Source organism: Paraburkholderia sp. GAS32, from assembly GCF_050434225.1.
In the GTDB taxonomy this organism is placed as follows: domain Bacteria; phylum Pseudomonadota; class Gammaproteobacteria; order Burkholderiales; family Burkholderiaceae; genus Paraburkholderia; species Paraburkholderia madseniana.
The window spans coordinates 99,152-116,099 of the sequence record NZ_JBNPVS010000023.1 but is presented as its reverse complement, the minus strand read 5'-3'; the positions used below and the strand labels follow the sequence as shown (position 1 = coordinate 116,099).

The 16,948-nt window shown below is 62.3% G+C and carries 19 protein-coding genes, 1 tRNA gene and 1 riboswitch; of the genes, 12 read left to right on the top strand and 8 right to left on the bottom strand.

The genetic code is table 11. The annotated features are described in order from the left end of the window. Positions 1-73 precede the first annotated feature (73 nt). From P3T25_RS26350 to glyA, 7 genes are all read right to left on the bottom strand, one after another. Positions 74-505, bottom strand: a complete 432-nt coding sequence (locus P3T25_RS26350) for a type IV pilin protein (protein WP_154566580.1) — start codon at positions 503-505, stop codon at positions 74-76. A gap of 10 nt (positions 506-515) precedes the next feature. Continuing rightward, on the bottom strand, positions 516-962 hold the full coding sequence (locus tag P3T25_RS26345; protein WP_154566579.1) for a pilus assembly PilX family protein: 447 nt from the start codon (positions 960-962) through the stop codon (positions 516-518). 131 nt (positions 963-1,093) lie between these two features. Next, positions 1,094-1,903 carry a PilW family protein gene (locus P3T25_RS26340; RefSeq protein WP_429359479.1) on the bottom strand — a complete coding sequence of 270 codons (810 nt, stop codon included), beginning with the start codon at positions 1,901-1,903 and terminating at the stop codon, positions 1,094-1,096. Beyond that, complete coding sequence (locus P3T25_RS26335) at positions 1,900-2,313, bottom strand: type IV pilus modification PilV family protein (protein ID WP_154566599.1); 414 nt, start codon at positions 2,311-2,313, stop codon at positions 1,900-1,902. The genes P3T25_RS26340 and P3T25_RS26335 overlap by 4 nt, the downstream gene beginning before the upstream one ends. Before the next feature lie 41 nt (positions 2,314-2,354). Further along, positions 2,355-2,921 carry a GspH/FimT family pseudopilin gene (locus P3T25_RS26330; RefSeq protein WP_154566578.1) on the bottom strand — a complete coding sequence of 189 codons (567 nt, stop codon included), beginning with the start codon at positions 2,919-2,921 and terminating at the stop codon, positions 2,355-2,357. A 199-nt stretch (positions 2,922-3,120) separates the two neighbouring features. Continuing rightward, complete coding sequence (gene nrdR / locus P3T25_RS26325) at positions 3,121-3,603, bottom strand: transcriptional regulator NrdR (protein WP_027799387.1); 483 nt, start codon at positions 3,601-3,603, stop codon at positions 3,121-3,123. 6 nt (positions 3,604-3,609) lie between these two features. Beyond that, entirely contained in the window at positions 3,610-4,857 is a 1,248-nt protein-coding gene (gene glyA / locus P3T25_RS26320) for a serine hydroxymethyltransferase (RefSeq protein WP_154566577.1), read from the bottom strand. Between the two features lie 166 nt (positions 4,858-5,023). Further along, positions 5,024-5,132, bottom strand: a riboswitch (ZMP/ZTP riboswitch). Between the two features lie 238 nt (positions 5,133-5,370). Here glyA and ydfG point away from each other — a divergent pair. From ydfG to P3T25_RS26265, 11 genes are all read left to right on the top strand, one after another. Further along, positions 5,371-6,117, top strand: a complete 747-nt coding sequence (gene ydfG / locus P3T25_RS26315; protein WP_093644681.1) for a bifunctional NADP-dependent 3-hydroxy acid dehydrogenase/3-hydroxypropionate dehydrogenase YdfG — start codon at positions 5,371-5,373, stop codon at positions 6,115-6,117. A gap of 70 nt (positions 6,118-6,187) precedes the next feature. Continuing rightward, a complete protein-coding gene (gene ybgC / locus P3T25_RS26310) occupies positions 6,188-6,667 on the top strand; it encodes a tol-pal system-associated acyl-CoA thioesterase (protein WP_154566598.1) in 480 nt (159 codons plus the stop codon). A gap of 155 nt (positions 6,668-6,822) precedes the next feature. After that, entirely contained in the window at positions 6,823-7,500 is a 678-nt protein-coding gene (gene tolQ / locus P3T25_RS26305; protein ID WP_154566575.1) for a protein TolQ, read from the top strand. A gap of 10 nt (positions 7,501-7,510) precedes the next feature. Next, on the top strand, positions 7,511-7,954 hold the full coding sequence (gene tolR, locus P3T25_RS26300; protein WP_154566574.1) for a protein TolR: 444 nt from the start codon (positions 7,511-7,513) through the stop codon (positions 7,952-7,954). After that, complete coding sequence (gene tolA, locus P3T25_RS26295) at positions 7,951-8,943, top strand: cell envelope integrity protein TolA (RefSeq protein WP_408382161.1); 993 nt, start codon at positions 7,951-7,953, stop codon at positions 8,941-8,943. The genes tolR and tolA overlap by 4 nt, the downstream gene beginning before the upstream one ends. 139 nt (positions 8,944-9,082) lie before the next feature. Further along, positions 9,083-10,375, top strand: a complete 1,293-nt coding sequence (gene tolB, locus P3T25_RS26290; protein WP_154565856.1) for a Tol-Pal system beta propeller repeat protein TolB — start codon at positions 9,083-9,085, stop codon at positions 10,373-10,375. Between the two features lie 32 nt (positions 10,376-10,407). Next, complete coding sequence (gene pal, locus P3T25_RS26285) at positions 10,408-10,917, top strand: peptidoglycan-associated lipoprotein Pal (RefSeq protein WP_035552920.1); 510 nt, start codon at positions 10,408-10,410, stop codon at positions 10,915-10,917. A 19-nt stretch (positions 10,918-10,936) separates the two neighbouring features. Beyond that, positions 10,937-11,686 carry a tol-pal system protein YbgF gene (gene ybgF, locus P3T25_RS26280; protein WP_154565855.1) on the top strand — a complete coding sequence of 250 codons (750 nt, stop codon included), beginning with the start codon at positions 10,937-10,939 and terminating at the stop codon, positions 11,684-11,686. 195 nt (positions 11,687-11,881) lie between these two features. Next, positions 11,882-11,957 (top strand) — tRNA-Lys (locus tag P3T25_RS26275). A gap of 328 nt (positions 11,958-12,285) precedes the next feature. Beyond that, a complete protein-coding gene (locus P3T25_RS26270; RefSeq protein ID WP_325063544.1) occupies positions 12,286-12,750 on the top strand; it encodes a hypothetical protein in 465 nt (154 codons plus the stop codon). A gap of 193 nt (positions 12,751-12,943) precedes the next feature. Beyond that, positions 12,944-13,756 (top strand): mechanosensitive ion channel family protein, encoded by an 813-nt coding sequence (locus P3T25_RS26265; protein WP_154565854.1) that lies wholly within the window; start codon positions 12,944-12,946, stop codon positions 13,754-13,756. 166 nt (positions 13,757-13,922) lie between these two features. On the opposite strand, the gene P3T25_RS26260 is transcribed toward P3T25_RS26265, so the two are convergent. Beyond that, on the bottom strand, positions 13,923-14,600 hold the full coding sequence (locus P3T25_RS26260; RefSeq protein ID WP_429359473.1) for a DedA family protein: 678 nt from the start codon (positions 14,598-14,600) through the stop codon (positions 13,923-13,925). Positions 14,601-14,873: 273 nt separating this feature from the next. Between P3T25_RS26260 and mutL the strand changes: the two genes are divergently transcribed. Then, positions 14,874-16,913 carry a DNA mismatch repair endonuclease MutL gene (gene mutL / locus P3T25_RS26255; RefSeq protein WP_154565852.1) on the top strand — a complete coding sequence of 680 codons (2,040 nt, stop codon included), beginning with the start codon at positions 14,874-14,876 and terminating at the stop codon, positions 16,911-16,913. Positions 16,914-16,948 lie beyond the last annotated feature (35 nt).

The following is a 16,948-nucleotide window of genomic DNA, read 5'->3' as shown; positions in this document are numbered from 1 at the left end:
CAGCAGTTTGTCACCTGGTCCTTGGGCACTAGCACGCCTCGACTCGCCAACTCGCGTTCTGCAGTAAGAGTCCTTAGCTTGTATTCCAGCATTCGCCGCTTGCCGGCGCTGTACCGTTTGCGCCGCTTCTATTGCCTCGCAGCCCTGTCGCGTCCAGAGTGAAAGTGCCGCAAGCGTCGTCCCGCATGGGGCCGGTTTCGGTCGGCACAGCCTCTACCGAATAACCACCGTTTGCATCGTCTGCCGGTAGCACTTGCAGCCGGTAGATCGGTGTGCCGAACTGCGGAGCCTGATCCAAACCCGGCGGCAATGTCGCGGGGCCATCGCTTGCCGATCCCTCGACAAATTGCGCTGCGCGATAAAGGGCGGACGCAGCGTCGACCCGATGTGTCCGCGCGACATGGCTCCGATACGAGGGCACGGCAAACACAACCAGCGTGGCGGCTATTGCCAGCGCGATCATCAGTTCCAGTAGCGTGAATGCGGATGTGCGCGGTCTCGCCATAAATCTCCCGTCAAAATGGGTGTGCGGCAACGCGACGCCAATGGCGCTCGATCTGTTCGCCCGCGATCACGAGCTCCATCTGCAACCACACCTGCGACTCCCTGGTCCGGCCGAAGCCACGCGACGTCAGTAAATAGGCTCGAGCATCGGCGCGAGTGCCCAGACGCCACGCTTCGATCAAACATTGCGGCGCACGCAGCGATCCCGGCCATTGCGCGACGGGCACGACGGCGCCGGCTTCAAAGGTAGCTTCGTGCTTCCATTGCGTCGGCTCGCCGGGTGAGAGCGACGCCACTGGCTGCGACTCGAAAGCTGCCGCGGCGACGACGCTCCGGGCGCATAAGGTCAGCGCCGAATCTGCGGCATGAAATGCCTGCAAATAGTCGCGCACGTTGTTGGAGCCGCGCGCTGCTGCAAGCGATGTCTCGAACCAGGCCGCGGAGGTGGTCAACATCATCGCGGAAATCAGTAAAACGATCGGCAGGACGGTACCGCGATTGCGAACCCGAGATCGACGACCAGTGCCGATAAGACGTGTCAAATGTTTCGACGACGCGCGGCGGTGCGTTGGATTGCAAAGCCCTTCTGTCACAGGGGATCCTCCGCGTGATTGCGTATCGCCACCCGTCGCCAGAAAGCCTGCCGCGCCCGCATGTCGGCGCCAAGCGCGCTCGCGCCGTCGCAATCTATGTAGCGCATACGCCGTCCTTGCGGCGCTCCGCGGACGAGCACGCAGAGATCGACCGCGACGATCTTTGCCCATTGGCCGTCCGTCACCGCCGCTGCATCTATTGCGGCCAGCCCACCGGCCAGCCAGTACCTGAATCGCACGCGCTCGACGCCTTCGACCAACGGCTGCGCGGACCCTGCCTTGCCATTGCCTTCGCAGTAAAGCTCCGGCTCACCCGTCGACCCGCTGACTCTCGCGAAGTATCGGTTGACCACCAACACGCCCTGCCCGCCGAGTGCCGCGTTGTTGTTCGTTACCGCCTGGCCGAGACAGTCGGTCGTTTGGCCGGTCGCTGACGGCCACGTCGAAACGTTGTCCCCGACATAACGAACCACGATGCCGTCCGAGAGGCCCGGCAACGCCTCGCAGGCAACGCTCTCGTCCGCGCCGGTCGGGCGACCGCCCGAACAACCGAACAACGGTGGCGGACCATTGAACCTCACGACGTCCGCGGGCACAAAGCCGGCCATTTGAATTTGCTGGCCCATCAGCGTAAGCGCGCCCAGGCCGGCTTCGCGGATCCGCATCGCATCACCCGCGCGCTCGAACACGTTACGCTGCGTTGCATAAAGCGCGACCGCGCCGGCGGTCACCACCAACCCCAACGCAATTGCAATCACGAACTCAACGAGCGTATGCCCACGCGCGATAACCATACGCCGCGTCATTTCGCGAACGCCAGCACAACGCATGAGGAGCCTGGGGGAACATCGGCACCCCCGCACGATTCGGGCTTGTCGATGACATCGTCGGCCCGCGGCGTGTCACGCAGGGCCGTCCACGTGACACGTGCGGCGGATACACCGCCGCGCTCCCCTACCGACGCCTCACCATGCGGCAACAAGGCCGTTGCACGCGCGCTCCATTGCCTGATCGCAGAGTCGCCTGCCGAAGGTTCGCGCATTGCTTCGGCAACGGAATCGGCTATCCATGCCGCGTGCTCGCGCATTGCCATCGCACGGGCTTCGCGCGCAGTCCACAATTGACCGGCGATCAACCCGAGCGCCGTCACCGCCATCAGGACAACGGCTAGCATCACTTCAATCAGCGAACTACCCCTATGCCTCGTTGAGCGCATTGCTGCGCAGTTGCGCGCCCATGATTTCGACGAATATCCGCTCACGATGCCGCTCCACACGCGCCCTCGACAATCCGCGCTCGCCCGCCCGCCGCGATGCGGATGCAGCGTCGCCACTTGTCGCCTTGCGTCGCTTTCCACGGCGCGCGCGGCGCGATCTCAAAGCTGCGAAACGTGCCGATCAACTGCCCCGCCGGCGGCGTAAACGTGAGATTTGTCTGCGTCGCGGTGATGCTGACCGCTGCGAGCAAAGGATGCGCGCGCAGTAGTGAGAGCGTGCCACCCCGTTCGGCCAATACAGCCCAGCCACACGACCAGTCCGCGACGCCATTGCCACAAGCTTGCCCTGCGGCAAGACAACGTCGTGCCGCGTCGATCCGGCACACGGTGACGCGAGCACCGCGGCGCAATGCCTCGCTGCGCGCATAGGCGAGCGTTGAGGCAAGCGCTTTCGCACGTGCGTCAACCTGGTCCCGCAGGTGCCATGCAACGAACGACGGTGTCGCCATCACCGCGATTATCGCCAGCAGCGCAACAACAGCCAGTGTTTCAACAAGCGTAAAGCCGCGGCACGGCCGCAAACAGACTCCATCCCATTTCATCTGCATCCCTGATCGTTTCAAAGCATGCAGCCAATCTAGCGATTCAGGAGCGGGTCAACAATCGGCCGAACGGCCAGGTGGCACTCAGACGCTATCCCGCGCAAAAATGCACGCGTGACGAACCATAACGGGAGCGGAGATGCAGATGCGCGAACCTACGCAGCGGAAAACAGAACCTGGCGCGCAACTTCAGGCGCGGCAGCAATCAGCGCTTGCGGGACGGCTTGGGAGGAGAAGAGGCGCGGCGAAATTCTTCGATCACGTCTTCGAATTCGGAGACGTCTTCGAAGCGCCGGTAAACAGAAGCGAAACGAACATAGGCAATCGTATCGAGCGCACGCAACTCGTTCATCACGAGTTCACCGAGGCGCTCGCTGCGCACCTCACGCTCGCCGCTGCCGAGCAGTTGATACTCGATGCGGGCGACTGCCGCGTCGATCGCGTCTGCTGCCACCGGGCGCTTGCGCAGCGCCAGTTGCATGCTTGCGACGATCTTGCGGCGATCGAATTCCGTGCGACTGCCATCCTTCTTGACGACCGACGGCAACGCCAGCTCGACCCGCTCATACGTCGTGAAACGTTTGTCGCAGGCCGGGCAGCGGCGGCGCCGGCGAATCGTCGCGCCGTCTTCGGATACGCGGGAATCCACAACTTGCGTATCGGCGTGACGGCAGAAGGGGCAGTGCATGGCGGCTTAGCGGTAAACCGGGAAGCGCTGGGTCAGCTCGGCGACTTGCGCGCGCACACGTTCGATCGTGGCTGCGTCTTCCGGGTTGTCCAGCACGTCGGCGATCAGGTTACCAACCTGCTCCGCTTCCTTGACGCCAAAGCCACGCGTGGTCATGGCCGGCGAGCCGAGACGCACACCGCTCGTGACGAACGGCTTTTCCGGGTCGTTCGGAATCGCGTTCTTGTTGACCGTGATGTGCGCCGCGCCGAGCGCCGCTTCCGCTGCCTTGCCGGTGATCTTCTTCGCGCGCAGGTCGACCAGCATCACGTGGCTTTCGGTGCGACCAGACACGATGCGCAGTCCGCGCTTGACCAGCGTTTCAGCCAGCACGCGCGCGTTCTCGACGACCTGCTGCTGATACGCCTTGAACTCCGGCGACAGTGCTTCCTTGAACGCGACGGCCTTGCCGGCGATCACGTGCATCAGCGGACCACCTTGAATGCCCGGGAAAATTGCCGAGTTGATCTGCTTTTCGAACTCGGCCTTCATCAGGATCACGCCACCGCGCGGGCCGCGCAGGCTCTTGTGCGTGGTGGTGGTGACGAAATCGGCGTGCGGCACCGGGTTCGGGTAGACGCCCGCGGCGATCAGGCCAGCATAGTGCGCCATGTCGACCATGAAATACGCGCCGACCGACTTGGCGATCTTCGACATCCGTTCGAAGTCGATGCGCAGCGAAAACGCCGACGCGCCGGCCACGATCAGCTTCGGCTTGTGTTCCTGAGCGAGCTTCTCAGCAGCGTCGTAATCGATGTCTTCGGCTTCGTTCAAGCCGTAGCTCACCACGTTGAACCACTTGCCCGACATGTTGACCGGCGAACCATGCGTCAGATGACCGCCGTGCGCGAGGCTCATGCCCATGATCGTGTCGCCCGGCTTGAGCATGGCGAAGAACACGCCCTGGTTCGCCTGCGAGCCGGAGTTCGGCTGCACGTTGGCGGCTTCGGCGCCGAACAGTTGCTTCACGCGGTCGATCGCCAACTGCTCGGCGACGTCGACATATTCGCAACCGCCGTAGTAACGCTTGCCCGGATACCCTTCGGCGTACTTGTTCGTGAGTTGCGAGCCTTGCGCAGCCATCACGGCCGGGCTCGTGTAGTTTTCCGACGCGATCAGTTCGATGTGCTCTTCCTGACGGCGGTTTTCCTGCTCGATGACCTTCCAGAGTTCAGGATCGACGTTGGCGATGGTGCTTTGGGCTCTATCAAACATACGGATTCCGTTGAGTGTGTGCAGGTTGACCGGATCGTGCGCCGATTCTTGCGTAGAGGGTACGCAGCGCTGCTGGCGGCTGGGCCAGCCCTGACGTGGCGGATGGAGAGTCGCCGCACACGCGAGGCAGGACAGCCACCGTCAGCGCAGATCAATGCGCGCGGATCACGGCTGCCCAGGCGAACGGCAAAACGGCTCCCTGCGCTTCACGGTGGGTTGCTCCACCTTGAACCCGATTGCTCGAATCGGTTCTATCGCCAGTCACGCAGGGATGAGCGCGTTAGTTTATTGGAAGAGGATCGAATAGGCAACCGGCTTCCTGCCGGGCCGGCGCTCGCTCGCGAAGCCGGTCCTGGCGCCGCTGCGAGCAGCGCGCAAACGTCTGATGAAAGCGCGCCCGGCACCCGCTTCGCGTCACTGCCGCAGCCAGTCGTGCGACTGGTTCATCCTTGCCGCAGCGCCGCATTGGAAGTAGGCTTGGGGCCTTTCTCTCCTACCAACCAGGGAACTGCAATGATCGTGTTCGTCACCGGAGCGTCCGCAGGATTTGGCGCCGCTATCGCTCGTGCTTTCGTCAAGGGCGGCCATCGTGTCGTCGCCACCGCGCGCCGCAAGGACCGCCTGCAGGCACTCGCCGACGAACTCGGCGACGCCCTTCTGCCGTATGAACTCGACGTGCGCGACCGCGCCGCCGTCGAGGCCGTGCCGGCTTCGTTGCCCGCCGATTTCGCCGCACTCGACGTGCTCGTCAATAACGCCGGCCTCGCGCTCGGCATCGAGCCGGCGCAAAGAGCGAGTCTGGACGAGTGGAACACCATGATCGAGACCAACTGCACCGGCCTCGTGCAGGTCACGCATGCGCTCCTGCCCGGCATGGTGGAGCGCAACCGCGGGCACATTTTCAATCTGGGCTCGGCGGCCGGCAGCTGGCCTTACGCAGGCGGCAACGTGTACGGCGCAACCAAGGCGTTCGTGCGCCAGTTCAGTCTGAATCTGCGGGCCGATCTGGCCGGCACGGCACTGCGCGTGACCGACATCGAGCCGGGCCTGTGTGGCGGCACCGAGTTCTCGAACGTGCGTTTCCGTGGCAACGACGAAAAAGCGGCGAAGATGTACGAGAACGTACAACCGCTGACACCCGAAGACATCGCCGATTCGATCTACTGGATAGCCACGCGCCCCGCTCACGTCAACATCAACACGATCGAGCTGATGCCGGTGGCCCAATCCTTCTCCGCTTTGTCCGTTCATCGCGGCTGAAATCCCGGCTGAGGCCCGCCAGACGGGGCGCACATCTTGAAACAGACCTCGGGGTGTGCGTTCCGGTAAAATGCGCCGCATGAATATGTCGACCAGCCAGCCCGGCACGGAAATCGGCTTCACGTGGCCAATCCGCGTGTACTACGAAGATACCGACGCCGGCGGCATCGTGTTTTACGCGAATTATCTGAAGTTTTTCGAACGTGCGCGCACTGAATGGCTACGCGCGTGCGGCGTCGACCAGAACCGTCTCGCCGGCGAATCGGGCGCAATCTTCATCGTGCGCAGCACCGCAGTCGACTATCGGGCACCGGCCCGGCTCGACGATGTCGTCAAAGTGGTGAGCCGAATCGAACGTCTTGGCCGCGCGTCGGTCGATTTTGCGCAGGAAGCGTGGCGGGACGGCACGCTGCTTGCTTCCGGCTCCATCCGGGTTGGCTGCGTCGAGCGCGTTGCGCTGCGGCCGGTCGCGATTCCTCCGCCGGTTCTCGCGGCTTTGCGGCGCGGGCCGGGCGTGAACGACGGTGGCATGTCAACGGACAACGACTGAACCCCGTTGTTACGGGGCCAGTGAACTCGTATCGATCAAGCAACACAAAGCATGGTTCGGCTTGCAATATCGCCGATGCTTCCGTTTTGCTCACGGCAAGCTTCGAGCGGCCTTGCAGCCGGACGCCCCCTTCCGGGACGTTAAAACGAACCTTTATGAACACTACACAAGATCTGTCGATCGTTTCTCTCGTACTCAATGCGAGCCTGCTGGCGCAGGCCGTCATGGCGCTGCTGCTTCTGCTGTCGCTGCTGTCGTGGACTTTCATCTTCCGCAAGTGGTTTGCGATCCGCCGGGCGCGCGCGCAAACTGAACGTTTCGAACGCGATTTCTGGTCGGGCGGCGACCTGCAGGCGCTCTATCAGAGCGCCGCGAACAACCGCCACACGATCGGCGCACTGGAACGGATTTTCGAGTCCGGCATGCGCGAATTCCTGAAGGGCAAGGAAAAGCGCCTGAACGATTCAGGCGCGATTCTCGACGGCGCACGCCGTGCCATGCGCGCCGCGTTCCAGCGTGAAATGGACGTGCTCGAGGCAAATCTGGCGTTTCTCGCGTCGGTCGGCTCGGTCAGCCCGTATATCGGTCTGTTCGGCACGGTGTGGGGGATCATGAATGCGTTCCGCGGCCTCGCCAACGTGCAACAGGCTACGCTTGCGAACGTAGCTCCAGGCATTGCCGAAGCGCTGACCGCCACCGCAATCGGCCTGTTCGCTGCGATTCCGGCCGTGGTCGCCTACAACCGCTACGCGCACGACATCGACCGTCTGGCGATCCGCTTCGAGACTTTCATCGAAGAGTTCTCGAACATTTTGCAGCGTCAGGCACATTAAGGAGTCCACGATGGCAGGCTCTTCCTCCAGCATGCGCGGTTCCCGTCAGCGCCGCGCGATGGCCGACATCAATGTTGTGCCGTACATCGACGTGATGCTCGTGCTACTCGTGATCTTCATGGTGACCGCGCCGCTCGTCGCCCCGTCGATCGTCAATCTGCCGACCGTCGGCGGCGCCGCGCCTCAGCAGCAAACCCCGCCTGTGATCGTCAATATTCGCGCAGACGGCAATATGAGCGTCAAATACAAAGACGACGCGGGCGCGCAGCAGCAGGAAGACATGACCAAGGCCGGCCTGCACGGCTTTATCGCCGACCGCGCACAGTCGCACCCTGACCAGCCTGTCGTGATCGCCGCCGACAAGACCGTGAAGTATGAAGTCGTGATGAACGTGATGTCCGAGTTGAAGGCTCAGGGTGTCAAGCGCGTTGGATTGCTCGTCAAATCACAATGATCCGCAAGAATTCCGAATACCCGCTTCAGCCGCCGCGTGAACGCGGCACCTGGCGAGCCTTTGTGTTCGCCCTGGTGATGCACGCGCTGCTCGGGTTCTTCCTGTATCACGGCATTCAATGGCAGAACAGCACGCCGGCAGGCGCGGAGGCCGAACTGTGGACCGAGGTGCCGGACTCGGCGATTCCGCGCCCGCCCCCACCGCCGCCCGTTCCCGTCGCCCCTGCCCCGCCGCTGCCGGATGAACAGGCCGACATCGCGTTGCAGGAAAAGAAACGCCAGCAACAGGAAGCGGCCCGTCAGGCGCAACTGGCCGAGCAACTGCGTCAGCAGAAGCTGCAAGCCCAGCAGGAAGCCGAGGCGAAGCGCCAGCAGCAACTGGCGGCCGATCAGGCTGCGCAAAAAGCGGCCGCGGCCAAGCAGAAACAGTTGCAACAACAGCAACAGCAGCAGGCCGACAAGCTGAAACAACAGCAATTGGCCGACCAGCAAAAGCAACAGCAGGAGCAGCAGAAACAAGCCGACGCTGAGGCGCAGAAGAAAGCCGATGCGCAGAAAGCGGCGAAGGCCAAGGCGCAGGCCGATGCAGCGGCGCAAGCCAAGAAGCTGGATGCGGAACGTCGTGAGCGGCTTGCCCAGATGCAAGGTTCGGCAGGCGCCCCGGGTTCGACCGGCAATGGACTCGCGAAGAGCGGCACGGGTAGCGGCTCGGGTGGCACGGCGACATCGCCGGGTTACGCGGACAAGGTGCGTCGTGTGGTGCGCCCGAATATCTCGTGGGGTGGCGAAACGGAAGGTCTGGAGACCGTCATCTCCGTGCGCTGCTCGCCGACTGGCACGCTGCTGGACGCGCAGATCGCGCGCAGCAGCGGCAACTCGGCGTGGGACGATGCGGCACTGCGGGCCGTCCAGCGTTCCAATCCGATGCCTCAGGACATCGACGGGAAGACGCCGACCAGCTTCAAGATTACGTTGCGCCCGGCAGGTTGATTGCAACAGTTTGACAGTCAGTTGACAGCAGACGCCGCGCCCCGCCCAGCGCGGCGCGCCCGGGAACGAATTAGATGTTTTCGGGTCTCTCTGCTGTCGTGAAGTGTTAGTAAAACCGTTTTTGGGGAAACCATTCAGCATGAGTTTGATGACCAAGCTAGGCCTGCGGACACTTGTAGCATCGTGCCTGATCGCCGTCGGCGGCGCCGCCCACGCACAACTCAACGTCCTCGTGACAGGCGTCGGGTCCACCCAGTTTCCGATCGCAACGGCGAATTTCGCCAATGAAGCGAACTCGCCGCAGCAGGTCAGTACGATCGTGCGTCAGGATCTGCAACGCAGCGGCAAATTCACGAATATCGACGCGGGCAGCACGCCCGTCGCGGAAACCGATTCCGTCGACCTCGGCAGCTGGAAGGCCAAGGGCGCCAACGCGTTCGTGTCGGGCAGCGTGAACCGCTTGCCGAACGGCCAGTACGAAGTGCGCTTCAAGCTGTACGACACAGTCAAGGGCGAAAGCCTGGGCGGCCTCGTGCTGGTGAGCCCGGAAAGCGGCTTGCGCATGAGCGCACACAAGGTTGCGGACTATATCTACGCGAAGCTGATGGGCGGCCGCGGCGTGTTCGCCACGCGCCTGTCGTACGTCATCAAGACCGGTGGCCGTTATCAGTTGCAGATCTCCGATTCGGACGGCCAGGACGCGCACATCGCGCTGTCGAGCCCCGAGCCGATCATCTCGCCCGCCTGGTCGCCTGACGGCACCAAGGTCGCTTACGTTTCGTTCGAAAAGAAGAAGCCGATCGTCTACATCCACGACCTGCCTACGGGCCGTCGCGTGGTCGTATCAGACCAGAAGGGTAACAACAGTGCGCCGGCATGGTCGCCGGACGGCCGCACGCTGGCCGTCGCGCTTTCGCGCACCGGCAACACGCAGATTTTCGCCGTCAATGCGGACGGCAGCGGCCTGCGGCGCCTGACGCAAGGCAGTTCGATCGACACTGAACCGTGCTTCTCTCCTGACGGCCAGTCGATCTATTTCACCAGCGACCGTGGCGGCCAACCGCAGATCTACAAGATGTCGGCCCAGGGCGAGAACGCCGGCGCCGCGCAACGCGTGACCTTCACGGGCAACTACAACACCAGCCCGCGCGTCAGCCCGGACGGCAAGCAGCTCGCCTATATTTCGCGCGTCGGCGGCGGCTTCAGGCTGTATATCCAGGACCTGCAAGGCAACACGGCAACGGGCCTGACGGACACCACACATGACGAATCGCCGAGCTTCGCGGCGAACGGTCAGTACATTCTTTACGCCACAGAGGTGAACGGCCGTGGCGTGTTGGCCGCAGTATCGACCGACGGTCGCACTCGGCAGGTCCTTTCCGTTCAGGGTGGCAGCGTACGCGAGCCATCCTGGGGCCCGTTTATGCAGTAACGTTCATGCAACAACACAAGGAGAGTAACAAAATGATGTCAAAACTTCGTTTCGCATTTGCCGTATTGATGGTCGGTGCGTTGGCCGCATGTCACTCGGGCGTCAAGCTCGACGAAAACGCTAACAAGGGTGGTGCAGTTTCGACGCAACCGAATCCGACCGATGTCGCTCAGGTCAACGTCGATCCGCTAAACGATCCGAACAGCCCGCTCGCCAAGCGCAGCATCTACTTCGACTTCGACAGCTACTCGGTCAAGGACGACTATCAATCGCTGCTGCAACAACACGCGCAATACCTGAAGAGCCATCCGCAACGTCACGTCCTGATCCAGGGCAACACCGACGAACGCGGCACCAGCGAATACAACCTGGCACTCGGCCAGAAGCGTGCCGAGGCGGTGCGCCGTTCGCTGTCGCTGATGGGCGTGACGGACTCGCAAATGGAAGCCGTGAGCCTCGGCAAGGAAAAGCCGCAAGCTACCGGTCATGACGAATCGTCGTGGGCACAAAACCGCCGCGCCGACCTCGTGTACCAACAGTAAGTAACAGGTGATGAGCCGAATGACGCATCGTTTCTCCTGGCTGCGGTTTGCCGCAGCGGCCTGCGTCGCGGGCACGGCCTTCGCGGCTATGCCTGCGCATGCGGGCATCTTTGACGACGATCAGGCCCGTCAGGCCATTCTCGATCTGCGTTCGAAGACCGATAGCCTGTCGAGCCAATTGTCGGCCGCACAGCGCACGATCCTCGATCAGTCCAACCGCCTCGACCAGTTGAATCAGCAGGTCGCAACGTTGCGTGGGCAGAACGAGGATATGGGCAACCAACTCACCACGCTGCAAAAACAGCAGAAGGACTACTACACCGATCTGGACACGCGCCTGAAGAAATTCGAGCCGCAGCAACAGACGGTGGATGGCGTCCAGGGTGAGGTGCAGCCGGGCGAAACCGATTCGTTCAATGCGGCTTCACAGTTGTTCCGCAACGGCGACTTCAAGAATGCGGCGGCGGCGTTCCGCAGCTTCATCTCCAAGTTTCCGAACAGTCCTTACCAGCCGACCGCGCAGTACTGGCTCGGCAACGCGCTGTATGCGCTGCGCGACTACAAGGGCTCGACGGCGACCTGGCAAGGTGTGGTGGCTAAGTATCCGCAGCATCCGCGTGCGCCGGAAGCGTTGCTCGCGATTGCGAACAATCAGCTCGAGCAAGGTCAGAAGGCTGCGGCCAAGAAGACGCTGGAGCAGATCGTCGCGCAGTACGGCGGCTCGGACGTCGCCCAGTCGGCTCAGAGCAAGCTGTCGCAGATCAAGTAGTCGTACAGGGTTTGGCAGTTGATGTAACGCGCAGTGGCTGCGCAGTCTCCAAATCAACAGTCACGCGCGCCTCTCGCCGGAAAGCCCGGGGTAGTGATACCTCGGGCTTTTCACTATCTGAAGTGCGGATAGCTCGACTCACCACCATGGGTTGACAGGCCATAGGTCCTATCGCTATAATCTCGCTTCTCTTTTGGGTCGTTAGCTCAGCTGGTAGAGCAGCGGACTTTTAATCCGTTGGTCACAGGTTCGAATCCCGTACGGCCTACCAAAAGATTCAAGGGCTTGCACGCGTCAGCGTGCAAGCCCTTTTCTTTTTGCGGCTCGAATCCGCGCGCGGTCTCGGCGAATCACGCCGTCACCATTCGTCCGTATCGCCCAACCGAATGGCGTCGCGAGAAACGCCGTTTAAGTGACGAGCGAAATCGACGAAATCGGAACGATATCGCCGCACTCTTTACACGCGCGCGAAGCATTCTCACAGCGCCAATCACAAAACCCCACGCACCCACGGGCCCCTCTTACATCACGCCTCTTCGATACGAAACAGATACAACGGACTCCGAACATTGATATTTATTGAGACGTGAAGACGTGCAATGATCGCCGCCGATTCTGCGAATCACGCTGCAACGCTGCGTGAGCAGACGCTTTGGCAACGCCGCAGATCCCTGCGCTTTCATTCTGTCAACATGACCAATTTTCTGTTCGACCTCGTCTCGAACCTTGTTTTGCTGGCTATCGTTCTGAGCGCATGTCATCTGTGCAACCGGTTCGCACCCGGCGCCGCGCTCAATGGTGCGCACATTTTCGTCGCAATGATTTCGGCCGCCTTGCTGCTCGATGCCGCGCTAACCTTTCTCGTGTTCGCCGATGCGCAGAGCCGCTATGGCAAATTCAGCACGCCGGCCGCGTTCTTCGAACGCGCCAGCGCATATGTGCTTGCAGCCATTGCGGCTTTGGCTTCGCGCTACGTGGCACGTCGCGCGCGCGCCGCCAAAACTAACGACAACACGCTGGTCATTCGCACGTCCCCGTACTCCGAATCTCAACTGCCGATGTAGCCCCACGCGGCCCGTTTTCTTCCCTTACGCAATCCGCATCATCAACAGGAACGGACCTTGCGGTCGCGCGCGCCGTCGCGTATAACTTTCGAAGACCGAGATTTACAGTTTGCGCCCGTCGCCGGGCATTCGCCGCTGTATTGCACTACCGCCGTTCAATCAGTCGAAGGCAACTCAACCAGCGAGGAACATCTTGGATCTCGAAACCGTACGCGTGTTCATCATGACCCGAGGCATCGACCTCGGCACCAAGGTACTCGGCGCAATCGTCTTGTGGATCGTCGGCCGGTGGGTCATCGGCCTCATCACCGGCTTGCTTCGCAAACTGTTGTCGAAAAACGGCCACGTCGATCCAACACTCGCTCATTACCTCGGTTCGATTCTCGGCGCACTGCTGAACCTGCTGCTGATCCTTGCGATCCTGCAGGTGTTCGGCGTCCAGACTACCTCGTTCGCCGCATTGCTCGCCGGCCTCGGTCTTGCAATCGGCACGGCGTGGGGCGGCTTGCTCGCACACTTCGCGGCAGGCATCTTCATGCAGGTGCTGCGGCCGTTCAAGGTGGGGGATTTCGTCATGGCGGGCGGTGTCACGGGCACGGTCTCGGAACTGGGGTTATTCGGCACGACCATCGTGACGCCCGACAATGTGGTAACCATCGTGGGTAACAACAAGATCTTTTCGGACACAATCTCGAACTACAGCGCACTGCCGGTGCGGCGCGTCGAGCTGACCGCGAAGATTGCGAACGGCGTCGATCCTACGGATGCGATGGTCCGGTTGAAGGCGGCCGTTACGCAGATCCCCAACGTGGCCGAGAGTCCCGCACCGGATATCGAAGTACTGAGCTTCACGCCGGAAGGACCGTTGCTGTGCGTGCGGCCCTACACGCATACCGATCATTACTGGCAGGTCTACTTCGACACCAACCGCGCGATCATCCAGACCTTCAAGGACGCAGGCTATCCGACACCGGAAACACCGCTTGCGCCGCGTATCGTCAGTTGAGCACTATCGGGGCTCAGGTCTCTGGATCGAGGCTGACGTCCGCTAAGGTGAAGCGTTGTTCGCTGCCTCAGCGCTTCAACTGACCAAAAGCCCAACCGCAAAACGAAAACGGCGTCGCGAGATTCGTGACGCCGTTTGTTCGTTCAGCTTCGTACTACGTGAAGCGTTAGCGGCTACCCGACTTGGCCGCGTCGCTCTTCTTGCGCGTCACTTTCCACAGCGCGCCGAGCACAACCGGCACCACGGCCGCGCCAATACCCACCAGCACGATCAGGTTCAAATACTGCCGGATGAACGGAATGTTGCCGAAGAAGTAACCGAGGAACACCAGCAGCAACACCCAGAGCAGCGCACCCAGGACATTGAAAAGCTGGAACCGGCTAACCGTCATCTCCGACGCGCCCGCCACGAATGGGGCGAAAGTCCGCACCACCGGAATGAAACGCGCCAGCACGATGGTCTTGCCGCCATGCTTCTCGTAGAAGTTATGAGTCTTCTGCAGCGCGCTGCGGTCGAGGAAGCGCTCAAGGAAAGGGATGCGCGAATTGAACACCCGAGGCCCGATGGACCGCCCGACCATGTAGTTAACCGTGTTGCCGGTGATCGCAGCGACGAGCAGCAGCACGATCAGCAAACCGAGATTCATTTCGCCGGCCGCACAAAAAGCACCGCCGATGAACAGCAGTGAATCGCCCGGCAGAAACGGCAGGACGACCAGCCCGGTTTCGCAGAACACGATCAGAAACAGCACCGCGTAGACCCAGGCGCCGTACTCGTGAATAAAGACTCCCAGAAACTTGTCGATGTGCAAGACAAGGTTGGCGAACTGTAGCAGCGTGTCCAAAAAGCGTCCTTTATTGAGCGAATGTGAGCGTGGCGGAAGCGGCCGCGTCAGCAGCCTTGCGGGCGATGAGCAACGAGCGCATGCTCGCCGCTGGAAATTGACCGCGTCATGATACCGAAAGTGCCCGGCTGCGATTAAAAATCTGCCTTGCGCGGACAATTTCGACGCCGTGCGGCGATTCTGCAGTTCTGCGATCACCTGCCGCACGACCGCGCCGATTCCTACCTTCGGCCCCCATCCAGCCTGTTCGCGCCGAATCGCTATAATTTCGCCATGTCAGAATTCTCCGAAACGCCTGCCGGCACCGCCGACGCGGCCGCAGTTTCCGCCGCCGCGCCCGTCCCACGCCCGTTGCGGGCGATCCAGCCCCTGCCCGATCAGTTGATCAGCCAGATTGCCGCCGGCGAAGTGGTCGAGCGGCCGGCCTCGGTGGTCAAGGAATTGCTCGAAAATGCGCTCGACGCCGGCGCGCAGACGCTGCGCATCCTGCTCGACGAAGGCGGCGTCAAACGCATCTCGATCACCGACGACGGCTGCGGCATCCCCGAAAACGAACTCGCGCTCGCGCTGATGCGTCACGCGACCAGCAAGATCCGCTCGCTCGCCGAACTGGAAGCGGTTGCCACGCTGGGGTTTCGCGGTGAGGCGCTGGCGTCGATTGCATCCGTCGCGCAGATGGCCATCACGAGCCGCACTGCTGACGCGCCGCACGCCGTGCGCGTCGACGCGCAAACGGGAGTGCTGAGCCCCGCCGCGGGCACCCAGGGCACCACGATCGAAGTCCGCGAGCTGTACTTCAACACGCCCGCGCGCCGCAAATTCCTGAAAAGCGAGCAGACCGAACTCGGCCATTGCCTCGAACAGATTCGTCGCGCTGCGCTGGCGCGGCCGGATGTGGCGATTTCGGTCCTGCACAACGGTAAGGCGGTCGAACACTGGAATGCCAGCGAACCTCCCGTGCGGGTCGCCAAGATCCTCGGCGAAACCTTTGCGACGGCTCATTTGCCGCTCGACGAATCCGCTGGACCGCTCGCCGTCTACGGCTGCGCCGGCCTGCCGACCGCGAGCCGCGGACGCGCCGATCAGCAGTATTTCTTCGTCAATGGCCGGTTCGTGCGCGACAAGCTGCTCACGCACGCCGTGCGCGCCGCCTACGAAGACGTGCTGCATGGCGACCGCTATCCGTCCTATGTGCTGTTTCTCGATCTGCCGCCAGAAGCGGTCGATGTGAACGTGCATCCGTCGAAAATCGAAGTGCGGTTTCGCGATTCCCGTTCGATTCACCAGTTCGTGTTTCATGCCGTGCAGCGTGCGTTGGCCCGGCATGCGGGCGCGTCGCCGGAAACGACTGCCGGTGGGCATGCAGCGCATCTGGAAGCATCGCCGGGTGGGCCGGCTTCGTTCGGCGCTACACCGCTCGGCGGCGCGGGTGCTGGAGGCGGCGGTGGCTTCGGCACCACTGCAGGCGGCTTCGGCGGCGGCTTTGGTAGCGGATCCGGATCCTCGCAGCCGGGCAATAGCTGGATGCGCCAGGCACGCATGACACAAGGCACGCTGCCGGTTGCCCAACCGTTGGCCTTCTACGACGCCCTCTTCGGCCGCAGAGACACGAACACCGGCACAGCGGAAGGCGCGACGCTCTTCGAAGCGCGCGACTCGGCTACGGAAGCGCCGTCCCCGTACAACGCCTCAGGGTCATACGCATCGCCCGCGTTCAATGCCTCCGACGAGCAGCCGCTCGGTTTCGCCCTCGGCCAGATTCACGGCATCTATGTGCTCGCACAGAACGCACATGGACTGGTGATTGTCGATATGCACGCCGCGCACGAGCGCATCCTGTACGAGCAGTTTAAAAACGCGCTGGCCGATCGCACGATTGCCGTGCAGCCGCTGCTGATCCCGCAGACCATGCAGGCCGATCCGATCGAAATCGGCACGGTCGAAGAAGAGCGCGACACGCTGGACGCACTCGGCTTCGACCTCGCGGTGCTGTCGCCGACTACGCTCGCGATCCGCGCTGTGCCCGCCCTGCTGAAAGACGCCGATCTGCAGGCCTTGGCCCGTGCGGTCCTCTCGGACCTGCATGCGTTCGGCGGTTCACGCGTACTGACGGAGCGTCAGCACGAACTGCTCGGCACGCTCGCCTGCCATCACGCGGTGCGCGCGAACCGGCGTCTGACGCTCGACGAAATGAACGCCCTGCTGCGCCAGATGGAGGCGACCGAGCGCGCCGACCAATGCAACCACGGGCGTCCGACGTGGTACCAGCTGACGCTGTCCGATCTCGATCGGCTGTTCATGCGTGGGCAGTGACGGTGCGCCTGATTACGCAGATTCGGCGCGCGCCG

Excerpts from the sequence above, each read along its gene's own strand:
- tolB (WP_154565856.1), top strand. The coding sequence starts at position 9,083 with ATGAGTTTGATGACCAAGCTAGGCCTGCGGACACTTGTAGCATCGTGC.
- ybgF (WP_154565855.1), top strand. The coding sequence starts at position 10,937 with ATGACGCATCGTTTCTCCTGGCTGCGGTTTGCCGCAGCGGCCTGCGTC.
- P3T25_RS26335 (WP_154566599.1), bottom strand. The coding sequence starts at position 2,313 with ATGCGCTCAACGAGGCATAGGGGTAGTTCGCTGATTGAAGTGATGCTA.
- P3T25_RS26340 (WP_429359479.1), bottom strand. The coding sequence starts at position 1,903 with ATGACGCGGCGTATGGTTATCGCGCGTGGGCATACGCTCGTTGAGTTC.
- tolA (WP_408382161.1), top strand. The coding sequence starts at position 7,951 with ATGATCCGCAAGAATTCCGAATACCCGCTTCAGCCGCCGCGTGAACGC.
- P3T25_RS26270 (WP_325063544.1), top strand. The coding sequence starts at position 12,286 with ATGATCGCCGCCGATTCTGCGAATCACGCTGCAACGCTGCGTGAGCAG.
- P3T25_RS26350 (WP_154566580.1), bottom strand. The coding sequence starts at position 505 with ATGGCGAGACCGCGCACATCCGCATTCACGCTACTGGAACTGATGATC.
- P3T25_RS26345 (WP_154566579.1), bottom strand. The coding sequence starts at position 962 with ATGATGTTGACCACCTCCGCGGCCTGGTTCGAGACATCGCTTGCAGCA.
- tolR (WP_154566574.1), top strand. The coding sequence starts at position 7,511 with ATGGCAGGCTCTTCCTCCAGCATGCGCGGTTCCCGTCAGCGCCGCGCG.
- ybgC (WP_154566598.1), top strand. The coding sequence starts at position 6,188 with ATGCGCCGCATGAATATGTCGACCAGCCAGCCCGGCACGGAAATCGGC.
- P3T25_RS26330 (WP_154566578.1), bottom strand. The coding sequence starts at position 2,921 with ATGCAGATGAAATGGGATGGAGTCTGTTTGCGGCCGTGCCGCGGCTTT.
- ydfG (WP_093644681.1), top strand. The coding sequence starts at position 5,371 with ATGATCGTGTTCGTCACCGGAGCGTCCGCAGGATTTGGCGCCGCTATC.
- glyA (WP_154566577.1), bottom strand. The coding sequence starts at position 4,857 with ATGTTTGATAGAGCCCAAAGCACCATCGCCAACGTCGATCCTGAACTC.
- pal (WP_035552920.1), top strand. The coding sequence starts at position 10,408 with ATGATGTCAAAACTTCGTTTCGCATTTGCCGTATTGATGGTCGGTGCG.
- nrdR (WP_027799387.1), bottom strand. The coding sequence starts at position 3,603 with ATGCACTGCCCCTTCTGCCGTCACGCCGATACGCAAGTTGTGGATTCC.
- tolQ (WP_154566575.1), top strand. The coding sequence starts at position 6,823 with ATGAACACTACACAAGATCTGTCGATCGTTTCTCTCGTACTCAATGCG.
- mutL (WP_154565852.1), top strand. The coding sequence starts at position 14,874 with ATGTCAGAATTCTCCGAAACGCCTGCCGGCACCGCCGACGCGGCCGCA.